General features: G+C 56.0%; 15 protein-coding genes and 1 tRNA gene. 6 read left to right on the top strand and 10 right to left on the bottom strand.

Going from position 1 to position 13,933, the window contains the following annotated elements:
• The first annotated feature begins 144 nt into the window (after nt 1-144).
• A complete protein-coding gene (gene mepK, locus ACR0AP_RS02770; RefSeq protein WP_209503903.1) occupies nt 145-714 on the top strand; it encodes a peptidoglycan L,D-endopeptidase MepK in 570 nt (189 codons plus the stop codon).
• Nucleotides 715-990: 276 nt separating this feature from the next.
• Here the strand turns inward: mepK and ACR0AP_RS02765 are convergent.
• From ACR0AP_RS02765 to iscR, 10 genes are all read right to left on the bottom strand, one after another.
• Nucleotides 991-1,067: transfer RNA gene (locus ACR0AP_RS02765), tRNA-Arg, on the bottom strand.
• Nucleotides 1,068-1,144: 77 nt separating this feature from the next.
• Nucleotides 1,145-2,365, bottom strand: a complete 1,221-nt coding sequence (locus ACR0AP_RS02760; RefSeq protein WP_480505150.1) for a cysteine desulfurase — start codon at nt 2,363-2,365, stop codon at nt 1,145-1,147.
• 13 nt (nt 2,366-2,378) lie between these two features.
• A complete protein-coding gene (locus ACR0AP_RS02755; RefSeq protein WP_480505148.1) occupies nt 2,379-2,945 on the bottom strand; it encodes a YIP1 family protein in 567 nt (188 codons plus the stop codon).
• A complete protein-coding gene (locus ACR0AP_RS02750) occupies nt 2,942-3,427 on the bottom strand; it encodes a YIP1 family protein (protein ID WP_267365776.1) in 486 nt (161 codons plus the stop codon). Before ACR0AP_RS02750 ends, ACR0AP_RS02755 begins: the two co-directional genes overlap by 4 nt.
• Entirely contained in the window at nt 3,427-4,707 is a 1,281-nt protein-coding gene (gene sufD / locus ACR0AP_RS02745) for a Fe-S cluster assembly protein SufD (RefSeq protein WP_209596296.1), read from the bottom strand. Before sufD ends, ACR0AP_RS02750 begins: the two co-directional genes overlap by 1 nt.
• Nucleotides 4,707-5,462: a Fe-S cluster assembly ATPase SufC gene (sufC, locus tag ACR0AP_RS02740; protein ID WP_480505147.1), complete on the bottom strand. Its 756-nt coding sequence runs from the start codon at nt 5,460-5,462 to the stop codon at nt 4,707-4,709. Before sufC ends, sufD begins: the two co-directional genes overlap by 1 nt.
• Before the next feature lie 47 nt (nt 5,463-5,509).
• Nucleotides 5,510-5,713 carry a hypothetical protein gene (locus tag ACR0AP_RS02735; RefSeq protein WP_480505146.1) on the bottom strand — a complete coding sequence of 68 codons (204 nt, stop codon included), beginning with the start codon at nt 5,711-5,713 and terminating at the stop codon, nt 5,510-5,512.
• Nucleotides 5,713-7,233 (bottom strand): Fe-S cluster assembly protein SufB, encoded by a 1,521-nt coding sequence (gene sufB / locus ACR0AP_RS02730; RefSeq protein WP_480480883.1) that lies wholly within the window; start codon nt 7,231-7,233, stop codon nt 5,713-5,715. Before sufB ends, ACR0AP_RS02735 begins: the two co-directional genes overlap by 1 nt.
• An 18-nt stretch (nt 7,234-7,251) precedes the next feature.
• On the bottom strand, nt 7,252-8,331 hold the full coding sequence (locus ACR0AP_RS02725; protein ID WP_480505144.1) for a cysteine desulfurase family protein: 1,080 nt from the start codon (nt 8,329-8,331) through the stop codon (nt 7,252-7,254).
• Between the two features lie 51 nt (nt 8,332-8,382).
• Nucleotides 8,383-8,841 carry a Fe-S cluster assembly transcriptional regulator IscR gene (gene iscR, locus ACR0AP_RS02720; protein ID WP_209596301.1) on the bottom strand — a complete coding sequence of 153 codons (459 nt, stop codon included), beginning with the start codon at nt 8,839-8,841 and terminating at the stop codon, nt 8,383-8,385.
• 179 nt (nt 8,842-9,020) lie between these two features.
• On the opposite strand from iscR, the gene ACR0AP_RS02715 reads away from it, so the two are divergent.
• The 5 genes from ACR0AP_RS02715 to typA all read left to right on the top strand — a co-directional run bounded on the left by ACR0AP_RS02715 (nt 9,021) and on the right by typA (nt 13,678).
• Nucleotides 9,021-9,674, top strand: coding sequence for an alpha/beta hydrolase (locus ACR0AP_RS02715; protein WP_209503893.1), 654 nt, complete (start codon nt 9,021-9,023; stop codon nt 9,672-9,674).
• Nucleotides 9,674-9,919 carry a hypothetical protein gene (locus tag ACR0AP_RS02710; protein WP_209503892.1) on the top strand — a complete coding sequence of 82 codons (246 nt, stop codon included), beginning with the start codon at nt 9,674-9,676 and terminating at the stop codon, nt 9,917-9,919. Before ACR0AP_RS02715 ends, ACR0AP_RS02710 begins: the two co-directional genes overlap by 1 nt.
• On the top strand, nt 9,916-11,085 hold the full coding sequence (locus ACR0AP_RS02705) for an HD domain-containing protein (protein WP_480480879.1): 1,170 nt from the start codon (nt 9,916-9,918) through the stop codon (nt 11,083-11,085). The genes ACR0AP_RS02710 and ACR0AP_RS02705 overlap by 4 nt, the downstream gene beginning before the upstream one ends.
• A 363-nt stretch (nt 11,086-11,448) precedes the next feature.
• Nucleotides 11,449-11,784 carry an SMR family transporter gene (locus ACR0AP_RS02700; protein WP_209596305.1) on the top strand — a complete coding sequence of 112 codons (336 nt, stop codon included), beginning with the start codon at nt 11,449-11,451 and terminating at the stop codon, nt 11,782-11,784.
• A 76-nt stretch (nt 11,785-11,860) separates the two neighbouring features.
• The gene (gene typA, locus ACR0AP_RS02695; protein WP_209596307.1) at nt 11,861-13,678 is read left to right on the top strand and encodes a translational GTPase TypA; all 1,818 of its coding nucleotides are present in this window, start codon (nt 11,861-11,863) and stop codon (nt 13,676-13,678) included.
• Nucleotides 13,679-13,933 lie beyond the last annotated feature (255 nt).

The following is a 13,933-nucleotide window of genomic DNA, read 5'->3' as shown; positions in this document are numbered from 1 at the left end:
AATTCCCCCTTGAAAAGGTGAAAATGAAACACTTCTTGGCCCTCGATTCCGATTGTGCCATAAATTCCGCATCTGGGATGGGAAAAATTAAGACAGTGCACGTAACATCGTGTGCAGGCAGGAACAGTACGGGACGAAACCAAAATGACAGAGAGCAGTTCCTCGGGCTTGACCCGACGTGCCCTATTGGGTGCGTTTGCAGCAACGGCAATCGCAGCAGCACCAACCTACTCCAACGCAGCGGGCTTTTTACGCGGTGGCGGTGACATCCGTCGCATCCGTATGTATTCCGGTCGCACAGGCGAACGGTTGGATATGATTTATTGGGTCGATGGTAAGTATATCAAGGACGCTGTCAAAGAAGTGAACAACTTCATGCGTGATTGGCGCACAGATCAGGTAAAATCAATCGATTTACGCACTATTGATATCATGGCGGCATCACACAGCCTGCTGGATGTCAACGAACCCTATATGCTGTTGTCCGGCTACCGCTCTCCTCAGACCAACGCAATGCTGCGTTCCCGGTCCCGCCGTGTGGCGCGCAACTCGCTTCACATGGAAGGGCAAGCAGCTGATTTGCGCCTTGCCTCCCGCTCGGTATCGCAGATGGCCAAGGCGGCGATGTCGTGCCGCGCAGGCGGTGTTGGTCAGTATTATGGATCGAACTTCGTACACATGGATTGCGGCGTAGTTCGCACCTGGCGCGGGTAACACCTGGACGCTCCTCCCGGTTTGTTCAGAACTTTAGCTGACTGTTTATTCCGGTCGGTTTTATAGTTTTCGTGGCGATTGGCGGCAGAGCCGCCAAGTCTGCTAATTTGAATTTCTCGGTACCTGGCAGGGTATCCCTCTCTCAAGCACTACAACTCGGCTATGGTTATTAGCTTGCGGGCCGTTGTGATGACTGCACGATCAACGCGCAAAGCGAGCTAATTCACAAGCCTACAGTTCTGGGCTCCCGACTTCGATCCAATTTTGAATATTGGGTGGCGCACCTGAGAGGATTCGAACCTCTGGCCTCTGCCTTCGGAGGGCAGCGCTCTATCCAGCTGAGCTACAGGTGCCTTGGCCGTTAGCTAACCTTGTTCCAATCCGGGTGCAACTGCAAATCGCGATTGCCGCACCCCAATCAAGACCAAAATCAGGCAAACAGATCATGCGCCAATTCAAGCGCTTCGATCAGCGTGTCAACTTCATCGGTAGTGTTATAGAGACCAAAGCTGGCGCGGCACGTTGCCGTCACCCCCAGGTGGTCCATCAGTGGCCCGGCACAGTGGTGACCGGCACGAACCGCAACACCCTTCTTGTCGAGAATGGTTGAGACGTCGTGTGCATGGCCAGCACCGTCCAGCGTAAAGCTGAAAATCGCGGCCTTGTCCGGGCGAGTGCCTTGAACCTGCAACCAGTTCAGCCCAGTCAGACGTTGCATCGCGTAATCGCGCAAGCTGGATTCATGAGCTGCGATGTTTTCCATCCCCAGGTCCATCATATACTCCAGCGCCACGCCAAGACCGATGGTCTGTACGATCCCCGGCGTGCCGGCCTCGAACTTCATTGGCGGGTCATTATAGATGATCTGATCCTTGCTGACCTCTTTGATCATGTCGCCGCCACCGATAAAGGGGCGCATTTCGGCCATGCGTTTGGATTTGATGTAAATCGCACCTGACCCTGACGGCCCATAAAGCTTGTGGCCTGTGATCGCGTAGAAATCGCACCCTATTTCTTCGACATTTACCGGCATGTGAACGGCACCCTGACTGCCATCAACCAGAACCGGGACGCCCTTGGCGTGGGCACCATCAGTTATGGCTTTCACATCTACAACCGTACCCAGCACGTTCGAGCAGTGTGTCACTGCAACCAGCTTGGTTTTCGGTCCGATTGCATCGATTACCGCCTGCGGGTCAAGCCCGCCCTCTGCGTCGACGTCGACCCATTTCAGCACGACGCCCTGTCGTTCGCGCAGGAAATGCCAGGGTACGATGTTTGCATGGTGCTCCATCACACTCAGAACAATCTCATCGCCCGCTTCAAGTCGCGGCATAGCCCAGCCATAAGCGACCAGGTTGATCCCTTCGGTCGTACCAGAGTTCAGGACGATCTCATTCTCGTTCGATGCCCCCAGAAACCGCGCGATCGTGCCACGAACGGCCTCGTATTTCTCTGTCGCAAGATTGGACAGGAAATGCAGGCCACGATGGACATTCGAATACTCCTCGGCATAGGCCCGCGTCACCGCGTCAATGACCACCTGAGGTTTCTGAGCCGAAGCACCATTGTCGAGATACGTCAAAGGCTTGCCATTCACCTGACGCGACAAGATCGGAAAGTCAGAGCGGATTTTCTGCACATCATACATAAGAGAGGTATTCCTAGACGGGCCCGGTTGGGCTTAGAAACAGAACGAAGGGGATGGCGACAAGGGCTGACAACACAATTACCGCAAAGGATTTCCAGAGCGACCCGAGTTGATGCGCTTCGTTCAGAAAATGAAGCGTGACGTAAAGGCTCAGGATTGCTGTCGCCAACAATGTCATCATCATCAGGAACGGTAGGGTCAGGCTCAAGATCAGCGTCACGACCAAGGCGGCTATTTGCAGGAATTGCAGCCAGATCGTCAGAACCATCAGATCATCGAACCTCGCCAGACCTCCAAGCATTCGCCCGACCAGCAGGAACGCGACAATGCTCAGCATCATGGCCCCGGCCGAGCGCACCAAAACCATGGGAATGCTTTCGAGCGCAGGAGAGGGTTGACCCGCCGCCATTGTTATCGACAGATCAATTCCCAATTGGACAACGCAGTTCAAAACGACCGCCAGCGCAAATGCCAACCAAAGCACTTCTCGCCCCAGCTTGAGCGCCATCAGTTGACGCGCCGCTTCGGCCGGGTTCTTGATCGTCAAGACCGCCAGATTTCCCAGAAAACTCGAATTCATGCGACGGACCTTTGCACTTGTCTGAGACCGGATACCCAGAACCAGACAAAAACAGCAACCCAGGCGAGACCTACAAACGTCAAGGTAGGCCCTGGCCCGATGAATCCGGCGACAAGGCCGTTCAGCAGAACCAGCGGCGCAGAGGACAACAGCGCCCAAAACAGTGCCAGGCGCGCACCATAAGCGCTTCCCTGCCCGCCAAACAGGCGTGCCGCCCAATGAGATACCAGTGCCAGCGTGTAAAAAACCAAGGGCAGAATGAACACTGATCCAAGCAGAGCACCACCCAATAGCATATTCAGCTCAACGCCTTCCAGATGCGCTTTACGGGCAAGGCCAGGCATCTGGGCGATGAATGCCACCACACAAAACGCCATGACAAAGATCAGCGCCCGGTCTTCTCGTTGACCCATATCCAGAAGCCTGCGCACCACGCGCCCCGGCCCCCGGTACGTTGCCAGGATATCCGACGACAGGGCCATCAGCTTCGGCGCGCCAGCCACCCTTCCAGACGGCTTACGATTTCATCTGCCAAAGCGCTGTCTTCGATCTCGTCCACTGCTTCTGCCAAGAATGCCAGCGTCAACATGTTGGTCGCGTCCTTGACCGGAACACCCCGTGACCGAAGATAGAACAGCGCTGTTTCGTCAATCGCCCCCGAGGTTGAGCCGTGGGAACACGCCACGTCATCGGCGTAGATCTCAAGTTCGGGTTTGGCGAGGAACTGGCTATCATCATCCAAAAGCAGCGATTGGCTGATCTGGTACCCATCGGTTTTCTGGGCCCCTTCCTTTACAAGGATCTTGCCCTGAAACACTCCGGTCGCACCGTTGCGCAGCACTTTCTTAAAGACCTGACGGCTTTCGCAATTCACCGCGTCATGGGTGATGAACACCGTGTCATCATGGTGGAAATCACCATCCCCAACACAGGCCCCGGCCACATGCGCCACAGCATTGTCGCCGGTCAGTTCAACGACCTGTTCGTTACGGGTCAGCACCCCATTCGCTGTCAAGGTGAAGGACTTGTAGACCGACTCTGCCCCCAAACGCGTGAACATATGGGTCGCGGCGCGACGTTCATGGTCCCTGCCTTGTGCCCGCACATGATGCAGCGTCCCCTTGTCGGCGATTTCAATCTCCATGCATTTGTTGAAACGCGACGCCGCCGGACCGGATTCAAGAATTGTCACCTCGGCCCCGCTTTCCACACGAATAACGTGATGCAGGATCGCGTCGGATGTCGGTGAGGCATGACGATAGATCAGGTTGATCGGTTTAGAGGGTTTGCCCGTAACGTGAATGGCGACACCGTCCGACGCAAAGGCCGTGTTCAATGCAGCCAACGGACGTTGAACCGGGGACTGGCCACGCGCTTCCAGAACGCCATACAGGTCTTTTGCCCAATGAATGTCTTTGCAGCAGATGTCTTCAATCCGGTCGATCTTGACACCGTCCAGCGACAGCTCATCGGATTCCTCGGCGCTGAACACCCCGTCGACAAAGACTATTTTCAAACGGTCGAGGTCGTTGAAAAGTACCGGTTCATCATTGACAAACACCGCCGCAGGCAAAGCCTCGGCAGAAATCAGACTGTCGGGCTGGGTGTATTTCCAATACTCATCCCGGCGCCCCGGCAGCCCGGATTCCAGAACACGCGCCAGAGCGTCTTCGCGTGCACCGCGGGTGCAGCCCGCGTCAGGCATGGTCAGCGCAGCCAGACGCGCCTCGGTTGCGGTTTGTTTCGCTTGCGGCAAAGCCATCAGTTCACCTCGGCCAGAATGTCGGCATAACCGTTGTTTTCAACCTCAAGCGCCAGATCCGGGCCTCCGGTTTTGACAATGCGGCCATCGGCCATGATGTGCACGACGTCAGGTTTGATGTGATCCAGCAGGCGCTGGTAATGGGTGATGACCAGGAACCCACGGCCTTCGTCCCGCAGGGCATTCACACCTTCGGCGACCAGCTTCATCGCATCCACATCAAGGCCCGAGTCGGTTTCGTCCATGATGCACATCTTCGGTTCAAGCATAGCCATCTGCAGGATTTCGTTACGCTTTTTCTCACCGCCCGAAAAACCAACATTGACCGGGCGCTTAAGCATATCCGCGTCGATCTTTAGCGTCTTGGCCTTGGCACGCACTTCTTTCAGGAAGTCTGCGGCAGACAGTTCCTCTTCTCCACGGGCCTTGCGCTGCGCGTTTACTGCGGTGCGCAGGAACGTCATGTTGCCAACTCCGGGGATTTCAACCGGGTATTGGAAGGCAAGGAAAACACCTGCTGCTGCGCGTTCCTCCGGTTCCATCTCCAGCAGGTCCTGACCGTCCAGAGTGGCCGAACCTTCGGTTACTTCGTACCCGTCGCGCCCCGACAGAACATAGCTGAGGGTCGATTTGCCCGACCCGTTCGGCCCCATGATCGCGTGTACCTTGCCAGCCTCGACCGTCAGGTTCACACCTTTTAGGATCTGCTTGTCTTCTTCTTCAAGCTGTACGTGCAGGTTTTTGATTTCCAGCATTTTTTGTCCTTTTGCGTATCGCAAGGGGCCCTTGGCCCCGTATTGTTCTAGCCCAGTAATCTGCGGATCAGTCTGGCGATGATCCAACCCAGGATCGCCCCGCCACCTACTGCCCAAACCGGGTTGATGAATTCCATGTAATGGGTGTTGACGTAGGCCACGCCAAGCAGACCGCCCAGAACCGGCAATGTGTACCCAAGCCAGGTCAGCACATTATCCTTACGGATGCGGGTTCCGGGTGACCGCGTCATCACCCAACCGAACCTTCAAGTGAGATGGCCACCAACTGCTGTGCTTCCATCGCAAACTCCATCGGAAGCGCCTGAAGCACGTCTTTGCAGAACCCGTTGACCACCAGAGCCACGGCTTCTTCCTCGTCCATGCCGCGCTGACGGCAGTAGAACAGCTGATCGTCATCCACTTTTGACGTCGTCGCCTCGTGCTCAACGCGGCTCGAGTTGTTCTTGACCTCGATATAGGGAACCGTATGTGCGCCGCATTTGTCGCCGATCAGCAGACTGTCACACTGCGTGTAGTTCCGGCTGTCCCTGGCTTTCGGGTGCATCGACACTAGCCCACGATAGGTGTTCTGGGCCTTGCCCGCGCTGATGCCCTTGGACACGATGCGCGACTTGGTGTTCCTGCCCAGATGAATCATCTTGGTGCCGGTGTCGGCCTGTTGATAATTGTTGGCAATCGCGATCGAATAGAATTCACCCTGGCTTTCATTGCCGCGCAGGATGCAGGACGGGTATTTCCATGTCACGGCCGATCCGGTTTCCACCTGCGTCCACATCACCTTGGACCGGTCACCCCGGCAGTCGGCGCGTTTGGTCACGAAGTTATAGATACCGCCCTTGCCGTTTTCGTCCCCCGGAAACCAGTTCTGAACGGTCGAGTATTTCACCTCGGCATCTTCTTCGACGATGATCTCGACCACGGCAGCATGCAGTTGTGCCGTGTCACGCTGGGGTGCAGTGCAGCCTTCCAGATATGAGACGTACGAGCCCTTGTCAGCAATGATCAGGGTGCGTTCGAACTGGCCCGTGTTCTCGGCGTTGATGCGGAAATACGTGCTTAGTTCCATCGGGCAGCGAACGCCCGGCGGGATGTAGACGAATGAGCCATCCGAGAATACAGCTGAATTCAATGTTGCATAGAAATTGTCCGATACGGGAACCACGGTTCCCAGGTACTTCTTGACCAGCTCAGGATGCTCTTTGATCGCCTCAGAGATCGAGCAGAAGATCACGCCTGCCTTTTTCAGTTCGGCCTGAAAGGTCGTACCCACGGAAACCGAGTCAAACACTGCATCGACCGCTACCTTGCGGCCTTCGGCAGGTGCATCCTCTGCCCCTTCAACACCAGCCAGAATCATCTGTTCTTTCAGAGGGATACCAAGCTTTTCGTAAGTGGCGAGCAGCTTTGGATCAACCTCATCCAGAGATTTGGGTTTCTCTTCCATCGATTTGGGGCGGGCATAGTAATACTGGTTTTGAAAATCGATTGGCGGGTAGTGAACCATCGCCCATTTGGGCTCTTCCATTTTTGTCCAACGCTCGAACGCGGCCAGACGCCATTCGGTCATCCACTCAGGCTCATCGTTTTTCCCCGAGATCAGACGGACGATATCCGGGTTCACGCCTTTGGGCGCGTATTCCATCTCGATATCGGTGTCCCAGCCATATTTGTATGTGCCGACCTCGCGAACCGCGTCCACGGTTTCCTGATCGACACCTTCTTTTACCTGGGTCTGGTCCAAAGCGGCCATGACTTACCCTCCGTCAGATCACGCAGCCCGCGCGCGATGCTTTTTCTCTTTTTCAAGCCACGTTTCGGCGAAACGCAGCACATCTTCTTCAGTCGTCTCTGGCCCCAACGATACGCGGATTGCGCATGACGCCACCGTCTCATCAAATCCCATTGCTGTCAGAACCCGACTGGTTTTGACTTTGCCGCTGGAACAGGCGGATCCCGCACTGATGGCAAAGCCAGACAAATCCATCTGCATCACCTGCGTTTCACCTTTCCAGCCGGGCGTCGCGAAACACAGGGTGTTCGGGAGTCGCTCCTGATCTTTCCCGACAAAAATAGTAGATATTGCACCAGCCTCAAGGGCGTTTTCTAGAATATTTCTAAGTTCTCTGACTTTTTCCCATACTCCATCAGCCAGATCGCGCTGAGCAGCCTCGGCAGCCGCGCCAAATCCGGCGATACCCACCACATTTTCAGTTCCGGATCTTCGCCCCATCTCCTGACCGCCGCCGCTGGCCAAAGGTTCGATATCGATACCTTGCCGCAGGATCAAAGCGCCAACACCTTTTGGCCCGCCAATCTTATGCGCCGACAGGATCCCCATATCTGCGCCGCTCCAGGCAAAAGAAAACGGAATGCGTCCGACAACCTGCGTAATATCCAGCAACAGCCAATCAGCGCGCCGCGCGCCATAGGGCCACTGCTTCTCAACTTTCTGAGGCGGCTGCGTGATGACTCCGGTCTCGGAGTTCGCAAGCCCCATCGCCAATATGTGCCCGGGGCCAAAGGGATGCTCGCTGCAATGGGTCAAGTCGAAATGCGACCACAGCGCATCGTGGGCAGTGCTATCGACAAAGACGTCGCAGCCTTCGGGGCGATTTTGCAGAACCCGCGCCGCTTCGGTCGCGCCAGAGGTAAATATGACCTCTTGCGGACGGCAACCGACGGCCTCGGCGACTTGCGCCCGCGCACGTTCAACCAACGCTTTTGCGGCACGCCCTTCTGCATGAACAGATGACGGGTTCCCGACCACATCCATCGCCGCGATCATCGCTTCGCGCGCTTCGGGTCGCAGCGGCGTGGTCGCGTTATGATCCAGATAAACACGTTTCATGGATACATCTTTTCCCGCACGGAACTCATATGCATGTTCGACTTACCCAGCTCATTCATCCACGACGGAAAACAGGCTTGGAACTGCCGGGCAAGGCGCAAGGTCGTTTCTGATCACATCCGACAGGCGCGTCTGGTGCAGGAAGACATAAACATGCGCGCTCAGGCTTTCCCACAAGCGGTTCGTCAGGGATTGCGCCCTGCTGCCCGATGACGCACCGGATGCCCCGGCCCCTTTTTGCAGGGCGTCAACCGTCTCATCCACGGCGGCCAGAACCTCGACCACGCGAATCTCGGACGCGGGACGTGCAAGACGATACCCCCCTCCGGGCCCACGGACAGAAGCAACCAGTTCCGCGCGACGCAGCTTGACGAAAAGCTGCTCAAGATACGGCAGAGAAATGTCCTGCCGTTCCGAAATTTCGCCCAGGGTTACCAGCCGGTCTGTTGGCTGAAGCGCAATATCCGCCAAAGCGACCATCGCGTAACGCCCTTTGGTCGAAAGCTTCATTCCCTGCCCCCTTTTATCCGGATCTGCGCGAAATCATTGACGCCGACGCTGCCAGTGCGTATCTCCGACTGACAGCGCGATTGCGCCAAGCAATGTAATTAGAACCGTTCTAAGGTGTCCGACGATTATAGTCAAGTATATCCGGATGCCCGCACGAAAATGACAGGACCAAAGCACACATGCCCGAGGTGATTTTTCCCGGACCCGAAGGCCGCCTGGAAGGCCGTTACCACCCGCAAAAGGAAAAAGACGCACCGATCGCTATCGTGCTTCACCCGCATCCTCAGTTCGGCGGGACCATGAACAACAAGGTGGTCTATAACCTGCACTATGCCTTTTACAACATGGGCTTCACCGTGCTGCGCTTTAACTTCCGCGGCGTCGGTCGCAGCCAGGGCGAATACGATCAGGGCGTAGGCGAGCTGAGCGATGCGGCATCTGCGCTGGATTACCTGCAATCCATGAACAACAACTCGAAACACTGCTGGGTTGCAGGCTTTTCGTTTGGGGCGTGGATTGGAATGCAGTTGCTGATGCGCCGCCCCGAAATCACGGGTTTCATTAGCGTGTCACCGCCTGCCAACATGTATGACTTTTCCTTCCTTGCGCCCTGCCCGTCTTCGGGTCTGATCATCAACGGATCGGCTGACCGTGTGGCACCACCAGCGGATACCACCGCGCTGGTCAACAAGCTGCACGAGCAAAAAGGGATCACGATCACCCATAACGAGGTTGAGGGCGCGGATCATTTCTTCCAGGAACGCCACATGGACACGCTGATCACAGATGTCAGCGACTATGTGAAACGTCGGCTGACCGAGAACACCCGCTAATGTCCGACACCATCACATCGCTCGCGGCCAAACTGGCCGAAGATACGATGAAGGTCATGGACGAAACTGGCGAAGACCGGTTCTTCGTGGAGGTAGGTGAAGTGCTTGGTGCGGCGTCTCAATCTCTGGAAGAGGCTTTCCTGACAGAAATCCGCGTGCGTCTGGCTGAACGCAAGGCCAGACAATTCGTGATCAAGCGCCTCGCCACGCATCGCGCGAAACTCAAGGCGATTGAAAAGCAATGACCGATCGCCTGGTTGCGCAGGTCGCATTTCTGAAGCGAGCCGACAATCTGAAGTTGGTCGAGCGGGCAAATGTCCTGCTTGACCAGTCAAGGCCCGAAAACTCCGCCGAACACAGCTGGCACTTGGCTTTGTGGGCAATGGTCATGGCACCACTGGCCGGGCCGGACATCTCGGTCGACCGGGTCATCCGCATGTTGCTGCTGCATGATCTGGTTGAGATCGTGACAGGTGATCATCCGATTCACCTCAACACGGATTGGGACACCGTGGCCGAGGCTGAACAGGCCGCCGCACAGGAATTGTTTGGCCTGTTGCCCGACGAACAGGCGCAGGAATTTCTTTCGCTCTGGCACGAATTCGAGGCGGACCAAACCCCGGATGCCCGGTTCGCCAAAATTTTGGATCGCTGCCAGCCGCTGTTTCAGGTTCTGTGCGCCGCCGACCCACGAGAGGATCATGTGGAGATTGCGCGGTCGAATCTGGCAGACGGTCGCGCAGCGTATCTGGCCCATGCGTTTCCATTGGCCCACCAGCATGCCACAAACCTCTTGACCAACTCGGACCCTCAGGATGACGCCTTCACGAAAAGATTGGCGTTTCTTACAGAAGCGGACCAGTTGAAATCCGTTCTGCGCGCGTCACGCCTGATGGCCAGTGACAGGTTCGAGAATTCGGCGGAACATTCGTGGCATGTCATGCTCTACGCATGGGTATTGTCAGAATACGCGCATTCGGACGTTCAAGTGGACCGAACCCTGCAGATGTTGCTTTTGCACGATGTTGTCGAAATCGACGCGGGCGACCACCCGATCCACGGACATGTCGACCACGCGGAACAGGAAGCCAAGGAACAGGCCGCCGCCAAGCGATTGTTTGGCCTTTTGCCTGACTGTCAACACAGGCCATTTACTGAACTTTGGCACGAGTTTGAGGCGGCTGAGACCGCAGAAGCCAGGTTTGCAAAGGCTGTTGACCGCTTTCAGACACCCATAGCAAATCTGGAAACAGGTGGCGGGTCATGGGTCGAATACAAAGTGAAATTCGACCAGATTGTAACGCGTGTCCGACCAGCTATTGCAGCGGGAGCGCCTCAGCTATGGGACTGGCTGCAACCGCAACTGGTTGCGCATTTCGAAAATGGTAAAACAGCCGATCCTCAAGCATAAAAAAAGGAGCCTGAAGGCTCCTTCTTTCTTGCTTGGTTTCTAGCGGCGTTCAAAAAACACTACTACCATCAAACTGTTGAACCAAGTTGGCTGCATTCACTTCGACGGACCCCCCGTCAGCAAGCCACCCAATCGCCACTATCAGACCCGAAGCAAATATGATTGATTTCGCAAATAACGTCATCGCTCAAAACTCGTTAACAAAATGAAAAAATATGCAGCGAATATTACATTCATTCGACTGAAAAAACAGTCAGGTATACCTGACCCAAGGTAATCTTGTAGACAACATGACGGCCCGCGTATTTCACTCACACAAATCACCCTCAGGCCACCCGACGCACCCTTTTCCGAGGTATTCAAATGCCCCAAGCCTATCTGTATCTGTTGCTGGCTGTGCTGGCTGAAACCATTGGCACAACGGCCCTGCAAGCCAGCCAGCAGTTTACGCGGTTCTGGCCTTCCGTGATCGTTATCGTTGGGTACGCGTTTGCATTCTACCTTTTGGCGATGACGTTGAAGGTCATGCCTGTCGGCATTGTTTATGCTATCTGGTCCGGACTAGGCATCTTTCTGATCGCGCTCATCGGTTTTATCGTTTTCGGTCAGCGTTTGGATTGGCCGGCAATACTCGGATTGGCGATGATTCTGGCGGGAATCCTGATCATTCACCTCTTTTCAAAGACTGCCGGGCACTGAAGGCCGGTTAGGGCTGGTATATTTTGCCGCGCCGCGTTATGCGCGCGGCAACTTCCCGTTCAAAGGCTGACCTCTCATGGACCTGCGCAACATCGCAATCATCGCTCACGTGGACCACGGCAAAACGACCCTGGTGGACGAGCTGCTCAAACAATCCGGTGCATTCCGGGAAAATCAGGCCGTCGCGGAACGCGCCATGGACAGTAACGACCTGGAGCGTGAACGCGGCATCACCATCCTGGCCAAGGCCACCTCGGTTGAGTGGAAAGACACGCGCATCAATATTGTCGACACCCCTGGCCACGCCGATTTCGGCGGCGAGGTCGAGCGCATTCTCAGCATGGTCGACGGTGTTGTTCTGTTGGTGGACGCCGCAGAAGGCCCGATGCCCCAGACCAAGTTTGTAACGTCCAAGGCACTGGCGCTGGGCCTACGCCCGATCGTGGTTCTGAACAAGGTCGATAAGCCGGATGCCGAACCTGACCGCGCACTGGACGAATGCTTTGACCTGTTCGCCAATCTCGGCGCGGATGACGACCAGTTGGATTTTCCTTCAATGTACGCCTCGGGCCGTTCGGGCTGGGCGGATATGGAGTTGGACGGTCCCCGCAAAGACTTGAGCGCGCTATTCGACCTGATCGTCGATCATGTCCCTGCCCCGAAGCAGGTCGAACACAAAAATGAACCCTTCCGGATGCTGGCCACGACATTGGGCAGCGATCCCTTCATCGGTCGTATCCTGACCGGTCGTGTGGAAAGTGGCACGCTGAAGGCTGGCGACAACCTCAAGGCGCTCAGCCGCGATGGTTCGGTCATCGAAAACTTCCGCGCCACGAAAATCCTGGCGTTCCGGGGACTGGCCCAGCAGCCCATTGATGTGGCCGAAGCAGGCGACATCGTGACCATCGCTGGCATGAGCAAAGCCACCGTAGCGGATTCGCTGGTTGCCCCTCAGGTCACTGAGGCCTTGCCCGCGCAGCCCATCGATCCACCGACCATTACCGTGACCTTCGGTATTAATGATTCTCCGCTGGCAGGCCGTGACGGCAAAAAAGTTCAATCTCGCGTCATTCGTGACCGGCTGATGAAGGAAGCCGAGTCGAACGTCGCCATCCGTGTCACCGACACCCCCGGCGGTGAGGCGTTCGAGGTTGCGGGCCGTGGCGAGTTGCAAATGGGTGTTCTGATCGAGAATATGCGCCGAGAAGGCTTTGAGCTCAGCATCTCGCGCCCGCAGGTTCTGTTCCGTGAAGAAGACGGGCAGCGGCTTGAGCCTATCGAAGAAGTCACCATCGACGTGGATGACGAATATTCTGGTTCCGTTATTGAAAAGGTTACCGGCGCACGTAAGGGTGAACTGGTCGAGATGCGCCCGGCCGGTACGGGCAAGACGCGGATCATCGCCCATGTCCCGTCCCGCGGTCTGATCGGTTACCACGGCGAATTCCTGACCGACACGCGCGGTACGGGTGTACTTAACCGCGTGTTCCATGACTGGGCGCCACATAAGGGGCAGATTCCGGGCCGTCGCGCAGGCGTTCTGATCTCGATGGAGAAAGGTCAGGCTGTGGCTTATGCGCTGTGGAACCTGGAAGAACGTGGCCGTATGTTTGTTGGTCCGCAAACAGACGTATATCAGGGTATGGTGATCGGCGAACACTCGCGAGACAACGATCTGGAAGTGAACCCGCTCAAAGGCAAGAAGTTGACAAACGTGCGCGCCAGTGGATCCGACGACGCGGTCCGCCTGACGCCGCATATTCAGTTCTCACTGGAAGAGGCAATTGCCTATATCGACGATGATGAACTGGTGGAAGTTACACCAAACGCGGTGCGCCTGCGGAAGCGTTTTCTTGACCCGCACGAGCGTAAGCGGATGGCCAAATCTGCCTAGAACACCCTCAGGTTGCAAACTGACCAAACGGAAACAATGGCAATAGTGTGGCATATTTGCTTCCAATACGACAAAAGACGAAATCAGAAAAACCGGGCTCACTGCCCGGTTTTTATTTGAAAACTAACACCTTTCTCCGCATGGTTGAAAATTTCCGCCCCGGGCCTCACCAACAAGATATTGTAGGCGCCCTCGAATTATGGTCAAAACACGTCAGAAGTGTGACGTCCTTCACAAACACCGATACGGGAATGG

The organism is Ruegeria sp. AF7 (assembly GCF_056541885.1).
The sequence above is the reverse complement of the archived record's forward strand: the minus strand, read 5'-3'. Positions and strand labels throughout refer to the sequence as shown.

Bases quoted from the DNA above. Each gene is read 5' to 3' on its own strand.
- ACR0AP_RS02760 (WP_480505150.1), bottom strand. From the start codon at position 2,365: ATGTATGATGTGCAGAAAATCCGCTCTGACTTTCCGATCTTGTCGCGT.
- ACR0AP_RS02710 (WP_209503892.1), top strand. From the start codon at position 9,674: ATGTCCGACACCATCACATCGCTCGCGGCCAAACTGGCCGAAGATACG.
- ACR0AP_RS02755 (WP_480505148.1), bottom strand. From the start codon at position 2,945: ATGAATTCGAGTTTTCTGGGAAATCTGGCGGTCTTGACGATCAAGAAC.
- ACR0AP_RS02750 (WP_267365776.1), bottom strand. From the start codon at position 3,427: ATGGCCCTGTCGTCGGATATCCTGGCAACGTACCGGGGGCCGGGGCGC.
- sufB (WP_480480883.1), bottom strand. From the start codon at position 7,233: ATGGCCGCTTTGGACCAGACCCAGGTAAAAGAAGGTGTCGATCAGGAA.
- ACR0AP_RS02700 (WP_209596305.1), top strand. From the start codon at position 11,449: ATGCCCCAAGCCTATCTGTATCTGTTGCTGGCTGTGCTGGCTGAAACC.
- sufD (WP_209596296.1), bottom strand. From the start codon at position 4,707: ATGGCTTTGCCGCAAGCGAAACAAACCGCAACCGAGGCGCGTCTGGCT.
- ACR0AP_RS02705 (WP_480480879.1), top strand. From the start codon at position 9,916: ATGACCGATCGCCTGGTTGCGCAGGTCGCATTTCTGAAGCGAGCCGAC.
- sufC (WP_480505147.1), bottom strand. From the start codon at position 5,462: ATGCTGGAAATCAAAAACCTGCACGTACAGCTTGAAGAAGAAGACAAG.
- ACR0AP_RS02735 (WP_480505146.1), bottom strand. From the start codon at position 5,713: ATGACGCGGTCACCCGGAACCCGCATCCGTAAGGATAATGTGCTGACC.
- ACR0AP_RS02725 (WP_480505144.1), bottom strand. From the start codon at position 8,331: ATGAAACGTGTTTATCTGGATCATAACGCGACCACGCCGCTGCGACCC.
- mepK (WP_209503903.1), top strand. From the start codon at position 145: ATGACAGAGAGCAGTTCCTCGGGCTTGACCCGACGTGCCCTATTGGGT.
- iscR (WP_209596301.1), bottom strand. From the start codon at position 8,841: ATGAAGCTTTCGACCAAAGGGCGTTACGCGATGGTCGCTTTGGCGGAT.
- typA (WP_209596307.1), top strand. From the start codon at position 11,861: ATGGACCTGCGCAACATCGCAATCATCGCTCACGTGGACCACGGCAAA.
- ACR0AP_RS02715 (WP_209503893.1), top strand. From the start codon at position 9,021: ATGCCCGAGGTGATTTTTCCCGGACCCGAAGGCCGCCTGGAAGGCCGT.